The sequence below is a fragment of the Haladaptatus sp. QDMS2 genome (assembly GCF_029338295.1).
In the GTDB taxonomy this organism is placed as follows: Archaea; Halobacteriota; Halobacteria; order Halobacteriales; family Halococcaceae; genus QDMS2.
Map to the genome: position 1 here is coordinate 247722 of NZ_CP119793.1, position 16587 is coordinate 264308.

At 58.4% G+C, this 16587-nt stretch carries 15 protein-coding genes and 4 pseudogenes; 9 read left to right on the forward strand and 10 right to left on the reverse strand.

The features are described from left to right. Window positions 1-29: 29 nt before the first annotated feature. Window positions 30-599, reverse strand: a complete 570-nt coding sequence (locus P1M51_RS19700) for a TATA-box-binding protein (protein ID WP_276249146.1) — start codon at window positions 597-599, stop codon at window positions 30-32. Between the two features lie 459 nt (window positions 600-1058). Continuing rightward, a complete protein-coding gene (locus P1M51_RS19705) occupies window positions 1059-1859 on the reverse strand; it encodes a winged helix-turn-helix domain-containing protein (protein ID WP_276275266.1) in 801 nt (266 codons plus the stop codon). A gap of 85 nt (window positions 1860-1944) precedes the next feature. Here P1M51_RS19705 and P1M51_RS19710 point away from each other — a divergent pair, with 85 nt between their 5' ends. Next, on the forward strand, window positions 1945-2769 hold the full coding sequence (locus tag P1M51_RS19710; protein ID WP_276275267.1) for a hypothetical protein: 825 nt from the start codon (window positions 1945-1947) through the stop codon (window positions 2767-2769). A gap of 8 nt (window positions 2770-2777) precedes the next feature. Beyond that, window positions 2778-3248, forward strand: a complete 471-nt coding sequence (locus P1M51_RS19715) for a halocyanin domain-containing protein (RefSeq protein ID WP_276249143.1) — start codon at window positions 2778-2780, stop codon at window positions 3246-3248. 262 nt (window positions 3249-3510) lie between these two features. On the opposite strand, the gene P1M51_RS19720 is transcribed toward P1M51_RS19715, so the two are convergent. Then, on the reverse strand, window positions 3511-4749 hold the full coding sequence (locus tag P1M51_RS19720; RefSeq protein WP_276275394.1) for a transposase: 1239 nt from the start codon (window positions 4747-4749) through the stop codon (window positions 3511-3513). A gap of 195 nt (window positions 4750-4944) precedes the next feature. On the opposite strand from P1M51_RS19720, the pseudogene P1M51_RS19725 reads away from it, so the two are divergent. The 4 genes and pseudogenes from P1M51_RS19725 (at window position 4945) to P1M51_RS19740 (ending at window position 9273) form a co-directional block, all read left to right on the forward strand. After that, window positions 4945-5828, forward strand: a pseudogene (locus tag P1M51_RS19725) (hypothetical protein). Between the two features lie 178 nt (window positions 5829-6006). Beyond that, window positions 6007-6195: a hypothetical protein gene (locus P1M51_RS19730; RefSeq protein ID WP_276275268.1), complete on the forward strand. Its 189-nt coding sequence runs from the start codon at window positions 6007-6009 to the stop codon at window positions 6193-6195. Between the two features lie 225 nt (window positions 6196-6420). After that, a complete protein-coding gene (locus tag P1M51_RS19735) occupies window positions 6421-7632 on the forward strand; it encodes a CBS domain-containing protein (RefSeq protein ID WP_276275269.1) in 1212 nt (403 codons plus the stop codon). A 390-nt stretch (window positions 7633-8022) separates the two neighbouring features. Beyond that, a complete protein-coding gene (locus P1M51_RS19740) occupies window positions 8023-9273 on the forward strand; it encodes a magnesium transporter (protein WP_276275270.1) in 1251 nt (416 codons plus the stop codon). 327 nt (window positions 9274-9600) lie between these two features. Here the strand turns inward: P1M51_RS19740 and P1M51_RS19745 are convergent, their stop codons facing one another. Both P1M51_RS19745 and P1M51_RS19750 read right to left on the reverse strand, forming a co-directional pair. Next, window positions 9601-9921: a hypothetical protein gene (locus P1M51_RS19745; protein ID WP_276249138.1), complete on the reverse strand. Its 321-nt coding sequence runs from the start codon at window positions 9919-9921 to the stop codon at window positions 9601-9603. 359 nt (window positions 9922-10280) lie between these two features. Beyond that, entirely contained in the window at window positions 10281-10709 is a 429-nt protein-coding gene (locus P1M51_RS19750) for a hypothetical protein (RefSeq protein ID WP_276249137.1), read from the reverse strand. 270 nt (window positions 10710-10979) lie between these two features. Here P1M51_RS19750 and P1M51_RS19755 point away from each other — a divergent pair, with 270 nt between their 5' ends. Next, window positions 10980-11420, forward strand: coding sequence for a diadenylate cyclase (locus tag P1M51_RS19755; protein WP_369685135.1), 441 nt, complete (start codon window positions 10980-10982; stop codon window positions 11418-11420). A gap of 38 nt (window positions 11421-11458) precedes the next feature. On the opposite strand, the gene P1M51_RS19760 is transcribed toward P1M51_RS19755, so the two are convergent. Together P1M51_RS19760 and pyrH are read right to left on the reverse strand one after the other, a co-directional pair. Then, entirely contained in the window at window positions 11459-11698 is a 240-nt protein-coding gene (locus P1M51_RS19760; RefSeq protein ID WP_276249136.1) for a hypothetical protein, read from the reverse strand. A gap of 34 nt (window positions 11699-11732) precedes the next feature. Beyond that, window positions 11733-12444 (reverse strand): annotated as a pseudogene (pyrH, locus tag P1M51_RS19765) (UMP kinase). 66 nt (window positions 12445-12510) lie between these two features. Here pyrH and P1M51_RS19770 point away from each other — a divergent pair. Then, window positions 12511-12720, forward strand: a complete 210-nt coding sequence (locus tag P1M51_RS19770; RefSeq protein ID WP_276249135.1) for a hypothetical protein — start codon at window positions 12511-12513, stop codon at window positions 12718-12720. Window positions 12721-12850: 130 nt separating this feature from the next. On the opposite strand, the pseudogene P1M51_RS19775 reads toward P1M51_RS19770, so the two are convergent. From P1M51_RS19775 to tnpA, 3 genes and pseudogenes are all read right to left on the reverse strand, one after another. After that, a pseudogene (locus tag P1M51_RS19775) lies at window positions 12851-13369 on the reverse strand (SLC13 family permease); the annotation flags it as partial. Window positions 13370-13938: 569 nt separating this feature from the next. Next, window positions 13939-15098 (reverse strand): annotated as a pseudogene (locus P1M51_RS19780) (RNA-guided endonuclease InsQ/TnpB family protein). Between the two features lies 1 nt (window position 15099). Continuing rightward, a complete protein-coding gene (tnpA, locus tag P1M51_RS19785; protein ID WP_015763788.1) occupies window positions 15100-15504 on the reverse strand; it encodes an IS200/IS605-like element ISHmu6 family transposase in 405 nt (134 codons plus the stop codon). A 301-nt stretch (window positions 15505-15805) separates the two neighbouring features. Between tnpA and P1M51_RS19790 the strand changes: the two genes are divergently transcribed. After that, a complete protein-coding gene (locus P1M51_RS19790) occupies window positions 15806-16558 on the forward strand; it encodes a helix-turn-helix domain-containing protein (protein WP_276275271.1) in 753 nt (250 codons plus the stop codon). Window positions 16559-16587 lie beyond the last annotated feature (29 nt).

A 16587-nucleotide genomic window follows, 5' to 3' on the forward strand; every position in this document is an offset into this window, starting at 1 on the left:
ACTCCTCGCGCTGTAGCGCGGGGAGGCTGTCACGCCGGGGCGGGAGCCATACCGATCTCGGTGAGTCGCTCGACAATCTCCGTCACCGCTCGTTTCGCGTCGTCCGGTGTCTTCCCGCCCGTGATGACGAGTTTGCCGCTGCCGAAGAGCAACGCGACGACCTTGGGGTCGTCGATGCGGTAGACGAGGCCGGGGAACTGCTCGGGTTCGTATTCGATGTGTTCGAGCCCGAATCCGATGGCGATGGCATTCAGATTAAGGTTGACACCGAGATCCGCAGAGGCAACGATGTTTTGGACGATGACCTCGGGGTCGTCGTCGACGGCGACGCCGAGCGTGCGGAGTTCGTCGAAGACCCGCTGGCAGGCGGCGTGGACGCCGTCGACCGATTTCGCGCCTGTACACACGATTTTACCGGAGCGGAAGATGAGCGTCGCGGCTTTGGGGTTTTGGAGGCGGTAGACGACACCGGGGAAGTTTTCGGGGTTGTAATCGGCTCCCTGGAGATCCTTCGCGAGTTGTTCGAGTTCGAGTTCGGTCCCGATGCCGGTCGATGCGACGACGTTCTCAATCTTGATGGTCTCGGTGGGGTCTCCCATTACGTCAGTAGCTTGTGCTATGAAGACGCACATACCTGTGGGTAGGGGAGAATCCGGTGGTGAAAGAGCGTATGACTCCCTCGGGAGAGCTACCGACACGTGACGTGTTGGTCCGGGGAGCGTGCTGAAATGAGAGCGCGAGTCGGTCACCGACCACACCGGGATCGGGAGAGCGAACGGCCCTTTCAATGTCATCTACCACTTGAGTGCGGAGGCGGAAAAGGGCCCCCAATAGCGGACACAGACGGTATGATCCGGTTCCGCTCGTCTGACCGCTTGAACAGGGTATCCCTCCCGGAAGCAGAGAAAGCGTCTAATGGCACCGAGATCTCCAGAGCGGATGGTCACGGAGATGGATGACGTATTCTACAGAAGGAACAAGGCGAGTGCCTCGGGGCTTGTCCCCGAGGTACTTCACCGGCTTCCACACATTCGGTGGAGCGAGTGGACGAAGGTGACCTACTCTGGAAGGGCTGCCGGAGTTATCAGGGTGGCCTGTTCCTGGTAGCCATCCATCTGCGCTTCGACCCACGAACGGATGGTCTCGTTCTCAGTTTCAATGAGTGCATACTCGCGCATCTGTTCGTCGTACGGGAAGATGACGGCGATCTCGTCGAACAGTGCAAACCCGATTGGAACCTCGCCATCGTAGCGATAAATGGTCATCTTCCCTGATTCAAGCAGCTCGCGGGCTATCTCAGCGGCCCCGGGCTGTGAAATGATCGCGTCGAAGGCAGCCGCCGATACAATCGCCTCTTGGGTCTGTCCGCCTTCGATGACGAGCTCGTGCGTTTTCGGGAGCAGGTCGGGATAGAAATTTGCTGTTAGAGAGCGGGCGTGCGACGCCTCCATCGCGAGCGTTTCCGCACGTCGGGCGTGGGCGAAAATGTCGGGCGGTTGTGGAGCCGTAATTCGCGCATCGCCGAACATTCGAACGTCGAAGTCCATCTCGTCAAGCGGAAGGATCGTTTCGAGTTCTGCTAACATCTGAATCGTTTCAACGGTATCCAATAACACGCCGAATTCGTCTGCCAACAGTGACCCGAGCCGAGTGAGATGATAGCGTCTTTCTCTTTTTTTGATCCAACGACGATCCTCGAAGTCCTCAAGAATTCGTCCGAGGGTCGGTTGGGAGACACCGGTCAAATCGTGCAACTCTCCCCGTGTGTAGGGTTCGACAGTCAATGCTTCCAGTACCGTCACTCGGTTCTCCGAGCTGGCTAAAAATTCGACATCGTCAAGTGGTGTGTTCGAAACCATGAATTCCTCGGCGAACAGTTACTGCGTCGCTCTCCTCTACATACACCGGCCACACCTATTAGGCTTCAGCCAGGTTCTATCGCTCATGCGGATAGTACTCGACGACGTGGGCTTCCGCTCGCCGACAAATCGTCGGGGACGAGTGCTTGCTCTCCTGGCGGACGGTGACCTAACCCGGAGCGAGATTCGGGCGACGACCGACATCCCGCAGCCGACGCTGGGCCGAATCCTCGATGCCGGTATCAAGCGGAACTGGGCGACGACGGAGGGACAAACGTACCGGTTGTTGCCGTTCAGCAAAGTTCGCGCCAAGAAGGTCTGTGACCGCTTGACCATCGTTGAATCGATGCAGAATCTCGACGTTCAGGGTCGCAAATTTCGGACGCCGACGCCGAGAATTTCATTACGTGACGAGTACTCACGGCTCGAAAACCTGTCATCGAGAGTGATGATATGGCGAGCGGTCGCACTAGTAGTCATGGCAACACACAACCGTTTCATCACCCGAACCATCCTCGCCTCCCGCGAGGAGCCCATGACCCGCCTGCACTGGGTCGCCGCCGGGCTCGCCGTGACGACGGGGCTCGTCCACCTGTACCTCTACTGGGTGCAGGGGTTCGTCCCGTTCTTGCTCGCCAGCCTCGGCTTCCTCGGCATCGTCGCGGTCCTCGTGGTGGGCGTGAACCGCCGCTTGCTCTACGCGGGTAGCGTCCCGTTCACCACCGTCCAGATTGCCGTCTGGGTCGTCCAGGGCATGCCCGAGTTCGCCCTCGGCGTCGCTGACAAGACCGTCCAGGTCGCGCTCATCGTCGTGCTCGCGTACCTGTTCGTGACCGAGCGCCGGGCGAAGCGCGCGCGCACCACCGACACGTCGACCACTCCCGTCGCGCCCGTCGCGACGGGCCGGTAGGTGAGAACATGCACCTGACCCGCCGGACCTACCTGCAGGGGATGGGCGCGCTCGCGCTCGTCGGGGCTACGGGCCTCGCCGGGTGTGGCGACGCCGACGCACAGACCGGGCCGTTCCTCGCGAGCGAGCCGGCCTACGACGGCTGGTTCGCCGACGTGGACTCCTACAAGGCGACCTACGACCGCCGCGGCGAGCCCGCGGTGACGGTGACCGTCGGCGCGAAGGATACGATGGGCTATTTCGAGTTCGCCCCCGTCGCCGTGGCGGTTTCGCCCGGCACGACCGTCACATGGGAGTGGTCGGGCAAGGGCGGTGCCCACGACGTGGTCGAGCTGGAGGGCGCGTTCAAGTCACCCTACACCGACCACGCCGAGACGACGTTCGCCCACACCTTCGACGCTCCAGGCGTCTACAAGTACTACTGCACGCCGCACCGCGGCATGGGGATGAAGGGTGCGATCGTGGTCATGGAGCAATGAGCACGTTACAGATTCTCAGAAATTTCTGGGAGCGACCCGCAAAGGAATCTAAGTGAGGAGCGATTTGAGAGGAGGAGAGTCGAACAGGGTGTGCTCTTCTGTCCGACTCTTCGATTAACAGTCCTGCTGCATACACCCGCTGAGTCGGTCACACCATCCTGATAGCATTTGAGTGAAGGTCACCGAAGCCACACAGTTCAGTCGACACCAGGAGTAAGCTACCACGCCCTGAAGGGCGTGGCATTCAGCGTGGACTCCCGTTCTAACCGCTGAGAGCGGTAGGCGAATACTCGCCGTTCACGTTCAACGTCCCGCTGTTCAAGCGCACGCCTACGGGTGCGCCTCCGCGTCCAGACTTTTGCTGGTCGCGGAGATACTTCAAGCCAATATTCTTCGCGGCGTTGTAGTCCGCGTGAACATCGTATCCGCACTTCAGACACCCGAACTCATCCTGCCCGTTGTTATGGGGGCGATTATCTTCGTGGGTGAACCCACACTTTGAGCACCGCTGGCTCGTGTACGCCGGATTAATCTGCTTCACTACAAGCCCCTCAGACTCGGCCTTGTACGTGACGTACTCGAACAACCGATGGAACGCCCACTTGTGAACCGCCTTCGCGTGCGGGAGGCGTTCGCGGATGCCTTTGAGTTGCTCGAACACGATATGTGTGCAGTCAGTTTCGAGAGCTTCCTCGACGAGTTCGTTTGAGATGGTGTGAAGCATCTGCTCGAAGCGACCGGTTTGCTTGCGACCAACTCGTTGAACGTTGATGTGCGCCCACCGAGTCCCAGTCTGTTGCAGGTCGCCACGCCGATGTTCGTATTCTCGATGCCAGTGGTTGAGTTCGCCGCCGCTCCAGAATCTCCCGGTTGAGGTGGTTGCGATGTTTGTGATGCCGAGGTCAACACCAAGGACGGAGACGTGCTTGGCATCGCCTTGCTCGGCCTCATTGTTCTCCACGGCGGGCTTTGTCCGCACGTGAAGGTAGAAGCAGTCCTCAACTGTGTCGTAGTGGAGTGTGGCTCCTTTCACGTCGTAGTCGTCGTTGAACAGGTACGCCGAGTGCGGTGTGTCTCGCTGTTCATCGGGGAGGACGAACTCTGCGGTCACTCGACCGTCTATAGTGGCGAGTGTGGCGTGGTTGTCGTTGACGGTGGCGGTTCGGGCGTCGTAGCTGGAGAACCGTGACGTGAAGTGTGGTTTCGAGGCTTTCTTGCCTTGCTTCCATCGTTCGACACAGCCTTTGACGGCTTCTGCGGCGCGGTTTCGTGCGGCTTGCACGAGGTTCGCCGGGAGTGGCGAGTCGTCTCGAACGTCGTAGTAGGTGAGGTCGTGGAGTTTTTGTTTTCTGGTGATTTTCCAGTCTGGTTCCCACGCTACGTCTACGACGTAGTTGGCGGCGTCGAGGAAGTGGTCGGTTGTCTGGTGGAGAAGGTCAGCCGCACTCTCGTCCACATCGAGTTTGATGGGCACGGTTCGAGTGCTTGAGTCTTCCACTATATATACTTCATATGAAGTAGCGTGTATTTATAATAATTCGGGTTGGAGTGGGGGAGTCGGCCTGCTATCGAGCGTAGTTTGTGTCATCGAGTTTCGGCTTCCTCCCGCGCCTAAAGGCGCGGGTTTCCGCCTTGCAGTCAGTATGAGGCTGGTATTAAAAACGGAAGACGAACGAACGTGCTGGTAGACGTCCCCATGGCCGATCATTACGCTGACCTCGAGGAACTCCGACCGCGTGGCGAGGCGACACAGATTCCCGACAGTGAACTCACCAGCAACGATCATCGCGAGACATCCAGCGACCGACCCGGGGAGACACCCGCGGGCTATCCAGTCGACGCAGGCCCACCAGCGACCGAATGTGCTTCCTGTGGTGCATCGATACCAGCCAGCAGACGAAGTGCCGGTTCTATCTCACGAATCATCTCGGGACGTCCACCGATAACCAGCAGCCCGCAGACACCGAGTGGACACTCCTTCACGTCGTCCAGCTGCTCGTCGAGGCCTCGACCGTCTATCACGCCCTCGCGAAGGGCGCTGCGGCAGCGACCCTCCTCGCGAAGCCCGACAGAGATCCAGCCGTCGACGACTGCCAGCTGCTCTCCGAGTTCGACGACGCAGCTGCCGCGCAACTGACCGACGAGTGGCCCTCGCTTCCTGACGCCGTCCGGGCGACCTCCGAGCGTGGTGACCGGCTCCTTGCGGTGGCTCGTGAACGGACTCCCTGGACTGAGCCGACCGAGGCGCCACGTGGAGAGGCTCACACGACGTTCCTCTACGACGAGGAGGGTCACAGCATCCGCGACAGAGATCGGCTTACAGGCCTCCTTGAGAGCGCCGAGACCGACGCCTGGTTGGTGCCAGCGATTGCACTCCAGCGTTCAGTCGACGACGCGCAGTCCGAGAGTCGGCAACCCAGTGTTCCCTCGAAAACGCGGCTTGACTGTCGCAGCTGCGGCCGAACGACTGTGCATCAGTTCCAAGAGTTCGAGTCGGTCCCAGCTGAGAACTGGACTGGGCAGCCGATGTGGGAGTGCCAGGTGTGCCAGTCACCTCGTCACGGGCCAGATCCTGAATAGGAGAATCGGTTGGATACGGACTTAACCAACATAGGATACCTATACGAAGGGTGTTGGTTAAGGTTGATGCAGGCTTGGGCGGGAGGCATCGGAATACCTGCATTGTTTTTCTGCGTTCTGGTGTGCGAACGAGACGCGGCGCGTCTCGTTAACGCCGGGAGTCGGCGAGGCGCGCATAATGGACCCACGAGACACGCCTGGATATCGACTGCATCGCGCTCTGAGTAACCTCAACAGCATCGAGATCGACCAACTGGATGACCCCGACCGAAAACGACTCGCTGAAGCGACGACGCTTCTGGAACAGGTGGGACTGCTCACCCGGCGAAGTGCTTTGGATGAGACCGACGTTGAAGTAGAATCCTGACCACACGCCCCATCTAGTGCGTGCATTCATCTGCAGAACACAGCTGTTCATGGCCGAGTAGAAGTGCAATTGGTAGTTCGTGGCCAAAACAAGTACGAGCGGAACCAATTGTCACGTACTGCTGAACTGTCGAATTCCTCCCACGGCTAAAGCCGTGGGCTTTCTCCTTGCATCTGTGTGAGACAAGCATAACCGTCCTCCACCCCTCCCACTAGAGAGTTACTCATGGATATCTCCGAGATCCTCTCCACGAAGTTCACCGAGTTCGATATTGGGACACCGCTCTCGAAGGTCGCCGGCGTATTCGAGAATCAAGAACTCGATGCCGTCGTGGTGACGGACGGTGACGAGTATCGTGGTGTCGTCAGCCGCCGACAGTTGGCTTCCTCGTCCAATCAGCCTTCTGCGAAGGTCGGCTCACAGATACAGCATGTCCCGACTGTTGAACGCACAGAGGACGTTCGGGAGGTCGCGCGGCTCATGATCGGCAGTGACGCCAAAACGCTTCCCGTACTGGATGACGACCGTCCCGTCGGTGTGGTGACCGCAAATGCTGTTCTCGAGGCCGTCCGCCCCTTCCTCGATGCGGTGACCGTCGCAGATGCGTATTCGTCCAAGCTGGTCAGCGCGACCTCCGAGACGACAATTGGAAAAGCCCTCAACATGCTTCGGGAATCCGGCATCGCCCATCTCCCTGTTATCGACGGAGACGAGCTCGTGGGAATGCTGAGTCTGTACGACGTCATCGAATTCACGACGCGGGGCGGTAACAAGAGTCAGGGCGGTTCGTCGGGCGGCTTCGGTGGTCGCGGTGGCGGGGGGCAGAACCGTGGCGGATTCGGTGCGCGTGAGGGTAATGCCGACCGGATGCTCGATCTGCCGGTGCAGAATTTGATGTCCGATGCAGTGGTGACGGTTCGGCGAAGCGCCCCGCTCGACGAGGTCGTCGAAACGATGTTCGAACATGAGATCTCATCGCTCGTCGTCACAGCCGACGAAACTGATGACCCGGTCGGTATCATCACGAAGACGGACGTCATTGAGGCGCTTACTTGGGAACGCGGCGACCGGAACGCCGTGCAGGTGTTTGGCCTCGACCTGCTGGAGGAAATGGACTACGATGACGTCTCCGCGCTGATCGAGAATATGACCTCGAAGTATGGTGAGATGACCGTCATCAAGGCCAGCATCGAACTGCAGGAGCATAAGGAACAGAGCCGGGGTGTACCGCTGGTGCTGGCACGGATTCGGCTGGTCACCGACCGTGGCTACTTCACGGCCGATGGCGAAGGCTACGGTGCCTCCCACGCGCTTCGACTCGCTGCGAACGCGGTCGAGCGCCAGCTCCTCAAAGGGAAGACGTACGGTCAGTCGAAGAAGCATCCCGACACTGACGAGCAAGAACAGCTCTACGGCTGGTGGCTCGGGGGTGAATAGTGTCAAAGGGAGCGAATACGCTGATACGACTCCCCCTCGAATGGATAAAGTATGCCAACCCACCGCCATGGAACGCAGTCATTCATCGACTTCATGCAGACGTATCTCCAGGACCATCCAAAACGCTGCAAAGAGTGTGGAACCGTTGCCCGCGCCCGGTCGGAATGGCGCATAGAAAAACGTGGTGAGGACGGCCTTCACTTTGTACATACCTGCCCACGGTGTGGCGCGGAGAACGACGTGTTTCTCAACCTTGCCCCAGAACACGAACGATCTCGGGAGTAGGGAGGGCTATGTCCAACGTCTCACGTACTATTGGTTCAAACACCTCAGATTCTGCTACGTCACGTCGGGGTCTGGGATTCATGCGACGCGAAACGGAGTAATCGTATGCAAGAATTCACGATCGGAGTCCAACAGCAGATAGCTGCCTCGGAGACACCAAGTGCAGAGTTTCAGGCACTCCCATGGACACGACAACGAGTCGTATTCTTCCAGCTACCCGAGTCGATCCAGCGAGACGTACTCGATGATATGAATCGGCAGGAAGTCCGGCGATTTATCCGCCGACTCGATCCCGACGACGCGACCGACGTGGTTGGATTACTCGACGAGGATACTCAGGAGGCCGTACTCAGTCAGCTCGATTCCGACCGAAGGGAGCGGATTGAGTTCCTCTTGAAGTTCAGCCCGGACAGCGCCGCCGGTATGATGGATCTCGGCTACGTCACCGTCGACAAGGACCAGGGATTCGAGGAGGTGGCACGGCTCGTCCGACGCCACGAGGGTCGAACGGGGCGCTTCCCGACCGTCTTGGTCACCGATGGCGACGAGGTGTTGGGGGAGTTACCTGGTCATACCCTGGCCCTGGCTGGCCACAGGCCGGCGGTCATCACCGAATATCTTCGCCCCACCCCAACGGTTCGATACGAACAGTCCGACTCGGAGGTTATCGAGGTGTTCAGGACCAACCCGCAGAGTAAAATCGTCGTTCTCGACGAAGACGACAGTATTCTCGGAGTCATCTACGCGGACGACCTCTTGCAGGCCATCGAGGAAGCGGCCGGCCAGACACTCTATGAGTTCACTGGTGTTGACGAGCAGGAGAGCGTTCTCGATGGCGCCTTCGAGAAGGTTCGCCGGCGGTACAGGTGGCTCATCATCAACCTCGGGACCGCCTTCCTCGCTGCGGCGACTGTCGGGTTATTCGAAGACACAATCGCGGCGTTGACGCTGCTGGCAATCTACATGCCAGTCGTCGCCGGGATGGGTGGGAACGCCGGCACGCAGTCGATGGCCGTGACGGTCCGCGGAATCGCACTAGAGCAGATCTCGCTTCGAACAGGAAGGCGCGCCATCGGCAACGAGGTGCTTGCAGGGGGCGCAAACGGCGTGATTACCGGTAGTATCGTGGCCGTCATCGCCACCCTGTTCAACCAGAGTCCCATGTTGGGACTGGTCATCGGAATCGCGATGGTCTTGAACCTCGTCATCGCCGGGTTCTTCGGCGCACTCGTTCCACTCGTACTGGACCGGGTCGGCTACGATCCGGCAACCTCTGCGACCATATTCATCACAACCGCAACAGACGTCCTCGGATTCTTCACATTCCTCGGATTGGCGCAGGTTGTTCTTCTCTGAACTGACTGTTGGAGATCTAGTCCGTACCGGTGATCTAGCACCTATGCAGATGGGAATCGACTCATGAAATCCGCCTGAGACGATGGCGCGCTGGTACTCAGTGGGGACCACACACGACGAAAAATGGCTCAGCAGGGCGAAAACAGAGTGAAGTACCTCGGGGACAAGTGGTTCCAGACTGCAAGCCGTCTTGGCATCACGAGAGAGCACGCTCTCTCGTACGACCTCGAGACACTCGCCTTGCTTATCTGTAGACAAAAGTGTCAATATGACCAGCCGCACCAGAGAACTACCAGGCTAGAATTCGGCCCATTGCCAGCTGATTCATTATCGGTGTATCAGTCCTAGTATTCGACTTCGAACGTCATCGGCGGAGTCGTACGTTTGGTTATCAGTTAGGGAAAACACTTCATCGAGGGACTCTGTTCCGCCTTGTGTTTCAATTTCGTAGTCGCCATAGGCCTCGACCAATTGATCCGTCGTGGTTGGATAAGCGTGAGTTTCGAGTGCTTCATCGAGGTCACCAAGTCGCCCACCAGGGTCACCGCTCATCGCTCGGTCTTCATGGGCGCGGTTACGTACCCCTTCTACCTCTCGTTCTGGCTGTTGTCGCTGTTCGTCGTCTCGGCTCCGTTTGTCGTCTGACATCCTTTCTAGTAGGCGTCCGGTTCGGATAACTGTGTGGACGCTCGGCAGTGCGAACACGGCGGGTACAGCTCGTGAGGGTAGCAGTTTGTCGAACGTACTCACTGGTCTTCGCCAATGGAGATGAACGGTCTCAACGAAAACGGCTGACGGTGCCAGCTGATGAATTCTAGGAGTACAATCAGCGTGCTCGAGTAATCTGAGAACGGGTGGTTAGACGCAAATGCCGGCGAACAGTCAGTGAACGAGAAAGCCACGAGTGCCATTCAGACAGCCGTTTCCCCTTATCAACTCGTGGAAAGAAGAGGCTATCGTGTAAACCAACTACCGGTCCATGTGGGGCTGATCCTGAGCTGGGGTCTCTAACTCTGCGTTTGACGGGCGAACTCCTGGAGCTGCTCTCCGATGAGCGTCGCAACCCGTTCACTATATCGCCAGAGTGCTGCGTTGAGTCGCTCTTCGGTCTCATCGTCAAGATCGTCGGCCCCACGAAGGACGGAGTCTTTGGTTATCTGTGGGTGGAACACACAGACGACGCCGAGTGAGGTATCCGAACTCGAGGTCCCTGCGGTGTGGATTCCGTATTGATCGGTTCCCCAGACACCATCGCCGCCCTCTCGCTCCAGTTCAGAGTCGAGCGCATCGAGCAGCTGCACCTCTTTGGGGGAGAGGATGGGATCCTCACCTTCGAACAGCTCGGTGTACGCCTCCATCCGGGCACTTTTCGTCCACTGGTCCAACTGGGAACGCGCCCGAAGAACGAGCTGTCGTTCGTCTGGAAATTCGGCCATGGTCCTAGAAGGGGTGCAAGGCGAATGAGTGTTTGTACAACGTCTACGGATGGTGGGTGTGTCAGTGGTGACGGTGTACTTTAGTAGTCTCTGTCACGGGCAGAGCATTCAAACGGATTCTCCATGTATATCGAGTATGCTGGTGAGTGAGTTATCATAGAATCCAACGGCGGTCAAGCGGAGTATGCCACAATCCCAGAAACTATCGACATCCTCAAATATGTCGCAGAGAGTTTGAGTCTCGCTTTCAGCCGGTGGGACGAACCATATGTGACCGGACCGAGTCTCTATTTTATTGTCGTTGCTGACATCGATTTCGGTAGATACACCGACCCGCTGGGAGACAACACGTGGCCTGTCGACCAGTGTCGGTCAGTCGCCATCTCATCCGATGAATTCATCGATGCAGCCCGCAACGTGGCATTCAGCTGTGATGGGGCAGTCGTTATTGCTGCGGATCGGACGATCCAAGAACAGATGGTTCGCGTTCGGACTCCAAATGCTACGGAAGTGGTCGAAGAGCCACCCCTCGCTTATGCCGATTGGATGGGAACCAAACATCTCAGTGCGTTAGAAGTCTCCCTCCGGGAAGAGGTCATTGCCAGTGTAACGCTGAGCGAAGAGAACGGTCGTGTGACAGTCTTCCGCGATGGAAAATATAACGATTGCGAACGTGAGGAACTTGGGGGACGCTGGCGGACTGCAGACTGAGGTTGCGTATCTCTCCCCGTGACGGGTGTTCTGCGAACTTAGTTCTCGAATTCGTCGTCGTATTGTTCGTAGATAACCGTCAGCTTGCCTGCTGTGGGACGTTTCGCTGCATCTCGAAGCGTTTCGAACGATTCGAGGAGTTCGCTTGTGTCGGTAGAGTCCTCCCCGCCGCTCGATGACTCCTCTCGAATCGTATCGTATACTCGCTCCAGGATGCGTCGAGCGGCATACGAATCGGTTTGTGAGTCAATCTCGAAGGAAGCCACGTGACGAGACATACACAGATGTCGTTCTCCACAAGCATAACAGCCATCATGGTTCAGCCGGTGGCGTGTCATCGTCGCTGTCCGAGATGATTCTCGTCCCGCCAAATTCGCCGGTTTGGACAGCGATGAGGATGCATTCTGGATCGGTTCCATCGATAACCACTGTTTCGCAGTGTGCACGTTGGATCAGCTTCGCAGCGAGAAGGTCGATCGGTACACGACTCCCGGCAGTACTGTCCATATCGAGGATGAGGGTAATGAGTTGGCTCGCGCGTAACTCGTCGAATGGCTCTGCGTCTGGGTGCGTGTGAGGATCCGCGCTAAAGACCCCAGGCACGTTCCTCGCATAGATGAGACGTTCTGCGTTGAGGTATTCAAGCAAGGAGAGCGCTCACCGCGTTAGTAGTTTGACCGGGTGCTGTTCCACCCATGACGACGATGTCGCCACAGCGGAGCGCTTTGCCCGCCGCTTCGTAGTCTTTTGCTAGCGTCAAGACGGCCTCGTCGCCGATTGCCGCAATGAGAAGGCGGGCATTTAGCCGAGTAACCTCGATACCGAGATGATCCAGCTCGACTTCGTTCGCACCGAGAGCTCGCCCCACACCGATGAATTCGCGCGCAGGAGATCCGCCCCCGGTGACGACACAGACATCGTGCTTCTCGGCGAGTGTTGTGATGACGGCTGCGTACTCCCGAAACTGCTCTGGGTCAAGCGTTGGCATGAGGATGCTCCCGCCAAGTGAGAGTACGATGCGCATGATGGTCTCTAGACTGTAGGACAGCGTCAAACAACAATCTAGCACCTCTTGGTGACCCGCCAGGTTATGGACGCAGCCCGCCTACTGTTGGTCATGGCGACGATTGTCTATCAAGGCGTGGATGAGACCGTTTCGGAAGAGATCGACGATGAGAAACTCAACTATCGAGAGGACCACTGGCAGATTCACCACGGCGATGACGAGTACACGTACATCCCCAGAGAGCGCGTCTATACGGTGAAAATGACCGACCCGCACCTCATAACGGACAAGTAGACATACGGTCATGAGAACGGTCTGGAACCGGAGTCCAGATAGCTCACCTCCTAGTGTGACGGGTCTGTGAACCACAGCGATTCACGACCGCTCTCGGGATGTCTTTCACTGCTGAGTCAGCACACCCGCGTCAAACACGGACGCCCCAGAAGAACGCAATCCCGAGGACAGTGACGACCGACAACAGCAACTGTAACGGTCCACCAACACGCAGAAAGTCCGAGAACCTGTAGCCACCAGGCCCGTAGACGAAGAGGTTCGTCTGGTAGCCAACTGGCGTCATGAACGCCGTCGAGGCGGCGAACGTCACGCCGAGGACGAACGCGAACGCGTTCGCCCCAATCGACTGAGCCGCACTGGCCGCGGCAGGAATCATCAACACGACGCTCGTGTTGGTACTGATGACACTTGTCAACAGGCCGGTGGCGACGTAGAACACTCAGAGGACACCGATCGCTGGCAAGAACGCCGCAGTCGAGGCGACAGCATTGCCTAGTAGCGCCGCCGCCCCGGTCTGCTGCAGTGCAATACCGAGAGGAATGACGCCAGCGATGATTCCCACTGCGAAGGTGATCTTCTCGCTCCGGTAGGTCACCTCGTCGAACTCGTGGGCGACGATGAAGTCCTGGTTCTCGACGAGTCGGGTGAGCATCACTCGCTGGACCAGGAATGAGATAAGGATACGAGATCCATAACCTCATCAAGATGCTGAAGAACGTGTAGCGAGGCCGGGTCGGCCAGCGAAGCCAGCCAATGATAAAACTCGTCACCGTGATGAACAGACCGGTCCCCAATGCCAGTGGTTGATACCACGACCGTGGGAACGGCATGGAATCCGAAGTATACGTGGGATCTGGAGAAAACCCTTCAAAGAGGATGGCACCGAGTGCAATCACGACAATTCCGGTGAGCACGCCATAGAGTGCTATCGTCGGGGAGATTCGACCGCTTCGCTTGCTAACAATCGCCCCACCGAGGAGGATAACCCCGATGACACCGAGGACGAGTCCGTGACCTTTGGGAGAGCCCCGCTGTCGCCTCGTGCGCCGATGCGACGGGAATCTGTGTAAGCGTGACGAACGCGAGAATGAACACAGAAAGGGGACGGAGCAATGCGAGATGGCGTGGACTCTCACGGGCATCCCTGTCCCTCGGGTTTCGTCGATCCCCGTCCATTAACGAATCTTATCCTGTGACCCACTTGTGAACTACCTTACCCTACTCGCTCACGGCTGACGCCGTTCGCTCCTTGAGGGTATAGGGCTTCCTGCTTCCACGATGCGCTTTGCAGATACAGGCGTATCCACAGGGAGCGCAGTCTCCACAGGCGTTGATTCGGAGTATCCCACTCCTACGTCTTCGAGGCCGCGAGAAGGGATGTTCCACGCCGCGTTCGCGTCCCTGTCCGCCTCAAACCCGCAGGCAGGACAGGAGTGTTCACGGACCCACAACGGCTTCTCCGTCGAGACGCCACAGGACGCGCACTCCTTGGTCGTCCCTCTCGGGTTGACCGTCACGAAGTGCGTCCCCTCTCGCTCGCACTTGTATTCTTCGACTGCCACGAGGTCGTATTCCCGAGCGTAGTAGTTCGAGAGTTTGTGCAAGAAGTCGCGGCGCTTCCGACGGAGGTCTGCGTGACACTCCGCAACTCGCCGCCGTTGTGTCTCGTAGTTGGCAGAGCCGTGTTCCTTCCGCGAGAGCTTCCGTTGCTCGCGCTCCAAGCGTTCACGCTCGTCGGAGAGGTCGAGCGACCCGACCGCCGTGCCGTCGGTGTCGTGGGCGTACGTGAGAATCCCAACGTCGATGCCGACGCATTTCTCGGGTTTCTCGGGTTTCTCCGGTGGGGCGTCCGGAGTTTCGACGCCGAAGGTAGCGAACCACTCGCCCGTCGGTTCCTTCTTGACCGTGACCTGCTTGAGCGTCGCGTCGTCGGGGATGGCGCGGTGAAGCCGAATCGGGATGTCCGCAAGTTTCGAGAGTGACAGCACAGTCTGACCGCCCTTCTTGTCGAGCTCGAAGCCAGACTGACTGTACGTGAAACTGCGAAACTCCCGTGGCGGCTTCCACGTGAGTTGACCAACGCCGTAGCCGTTCTCCTTGAGTGCGGAGAGGCCTTTGACGTTCTGCTCGATTCGCATGACTGCCGTTTGCAGAGCTGTCGAGTACACGTCCGAGAGGCTGTCCCACCACTCTTTCAGGGATGGAATCTCGTCTCGGATGGACCGAACACGCTGATTGAGCGTGCCTGCGTCCTCGGGTATTTGGTCGAAGCGGTAGAGCGCGTGGTTGTAGAGTTGCCTACAAATGTCTCGGTGGCGGTCCAACTCCTCTCGGTGGGCGTCGGACGGCTTGAGACGGTACTTGTAGGCGTAGTACATTCTACTCGCGTTGGTCCTCTACGTACTGTTTCAGCACATCCAGCGACACCTGCCCCGTCGAGATGAGGCAGTACGAGTCGTTCCAGAACGAGTCGCCCCACAGTTCGGTCTTTAGTTCGTCCGCGTACTCGTTGCGGATACGGCGGGCAGTCGCGCCCTTGACCGTGTTGATGAACTTCACGAGGTCTGTGGTTGGCTTCGCTCGGAATAGGATGTGTACGTGGTCGTCCTCGCCGTCGAGGTTCGTCAGTTCGACACCGTAGTTGTCCGTGAACCCGCTGATGACCTCGTGTATGAATTGGGTTCGCTCCTCGGTTAGCACTCCGCGCCGATACTTCGTAGTGAGTATCAGGTGGTAGTGCAGCGAAAACGTCGAGTGCGCTCCCGAGTCGAGGTCGTATTCCATTGGGTTCGTTCAATACTATGCTACCCTACTGCAAACGAATTGCGACTGCGTGGGGCTGTGGGCCTGCCACCGAATCGTGTATGTGAACTGTGCGGCGTTGACGAGACGCGTCGCGTCTCGTTCGCACACGAGAGAAAAGCTCTCGTGAACGCTGTATCCCCTCCCTGCTCGCGCCTTCGGCGCTCGCTGAGGAAGGGGGCTTAGCGCCTCAATTCAGCTAATTGACTGATTCTGACAGTCCCCTACTAAGTGGGTAGTGGGCAACAACACGCTCTTACGAACGACCAGCGTACGGTTCGCCATGCGAGAGTTCGTTTTCACACTTGCCTACGATTCCGGGACGAATGCCGTCGCGGACGTCCTCTCTGCGGCTCCCGACACTCGTATTCGGTCGCTGTCCTGCCACGTCTCCGCGAAGCATCTCTGGCGCGTCGATCACATTACTGGCTCCGAAACAGTCCGCGACGACATCGTCGCCGCAGTCACGGACGGTGATTACTACCCGGATTGCCTCGCACGACGGGACTGCGAAGCGGACTGGCAGACCCAGGTTCTCGACGAATCCGGAGATACGCTCGTCATCTACTCTTACTGGACGCGGACGCCCTCCTGCATGTCCATTCCCCACCTCGCGCTCGAGCACTTCGGTGACGGACTGATCTTCGAGACCACCTGGACAGAGCGACAGTACGAGTGGCGTGTGATCGTCCCGGGCAGTCCCGAGTTTAGCACCTTCCACGACGACCTCACCGCCGAAATTGCCGACACGACTGGCGTCGAGATCCGTCGCATTACCAATTCACCTGCCTCGCCGAAACACGATATTGACGAGCAGAAGCCAGCGCTGTCCCCGGAGCAGGACGCCGCGCTTCGGGCTGCCGTCGACGCCGGGTACTATCAATCACCGCGAGCGGCCGAAGCCTACGAACTCGCAGACCGGCTCGGTATCCCTGGCTCGACATTCGCTTACCGACTGCGTCGGGCTGAGGCACAGCTTGCGCTCGCCTACGCCGACTCAAGCCGCCCCGATACTCTAACTGATGAGGACGGCTGACGACCGAGGAAGTTGCTGCACAGCAACCG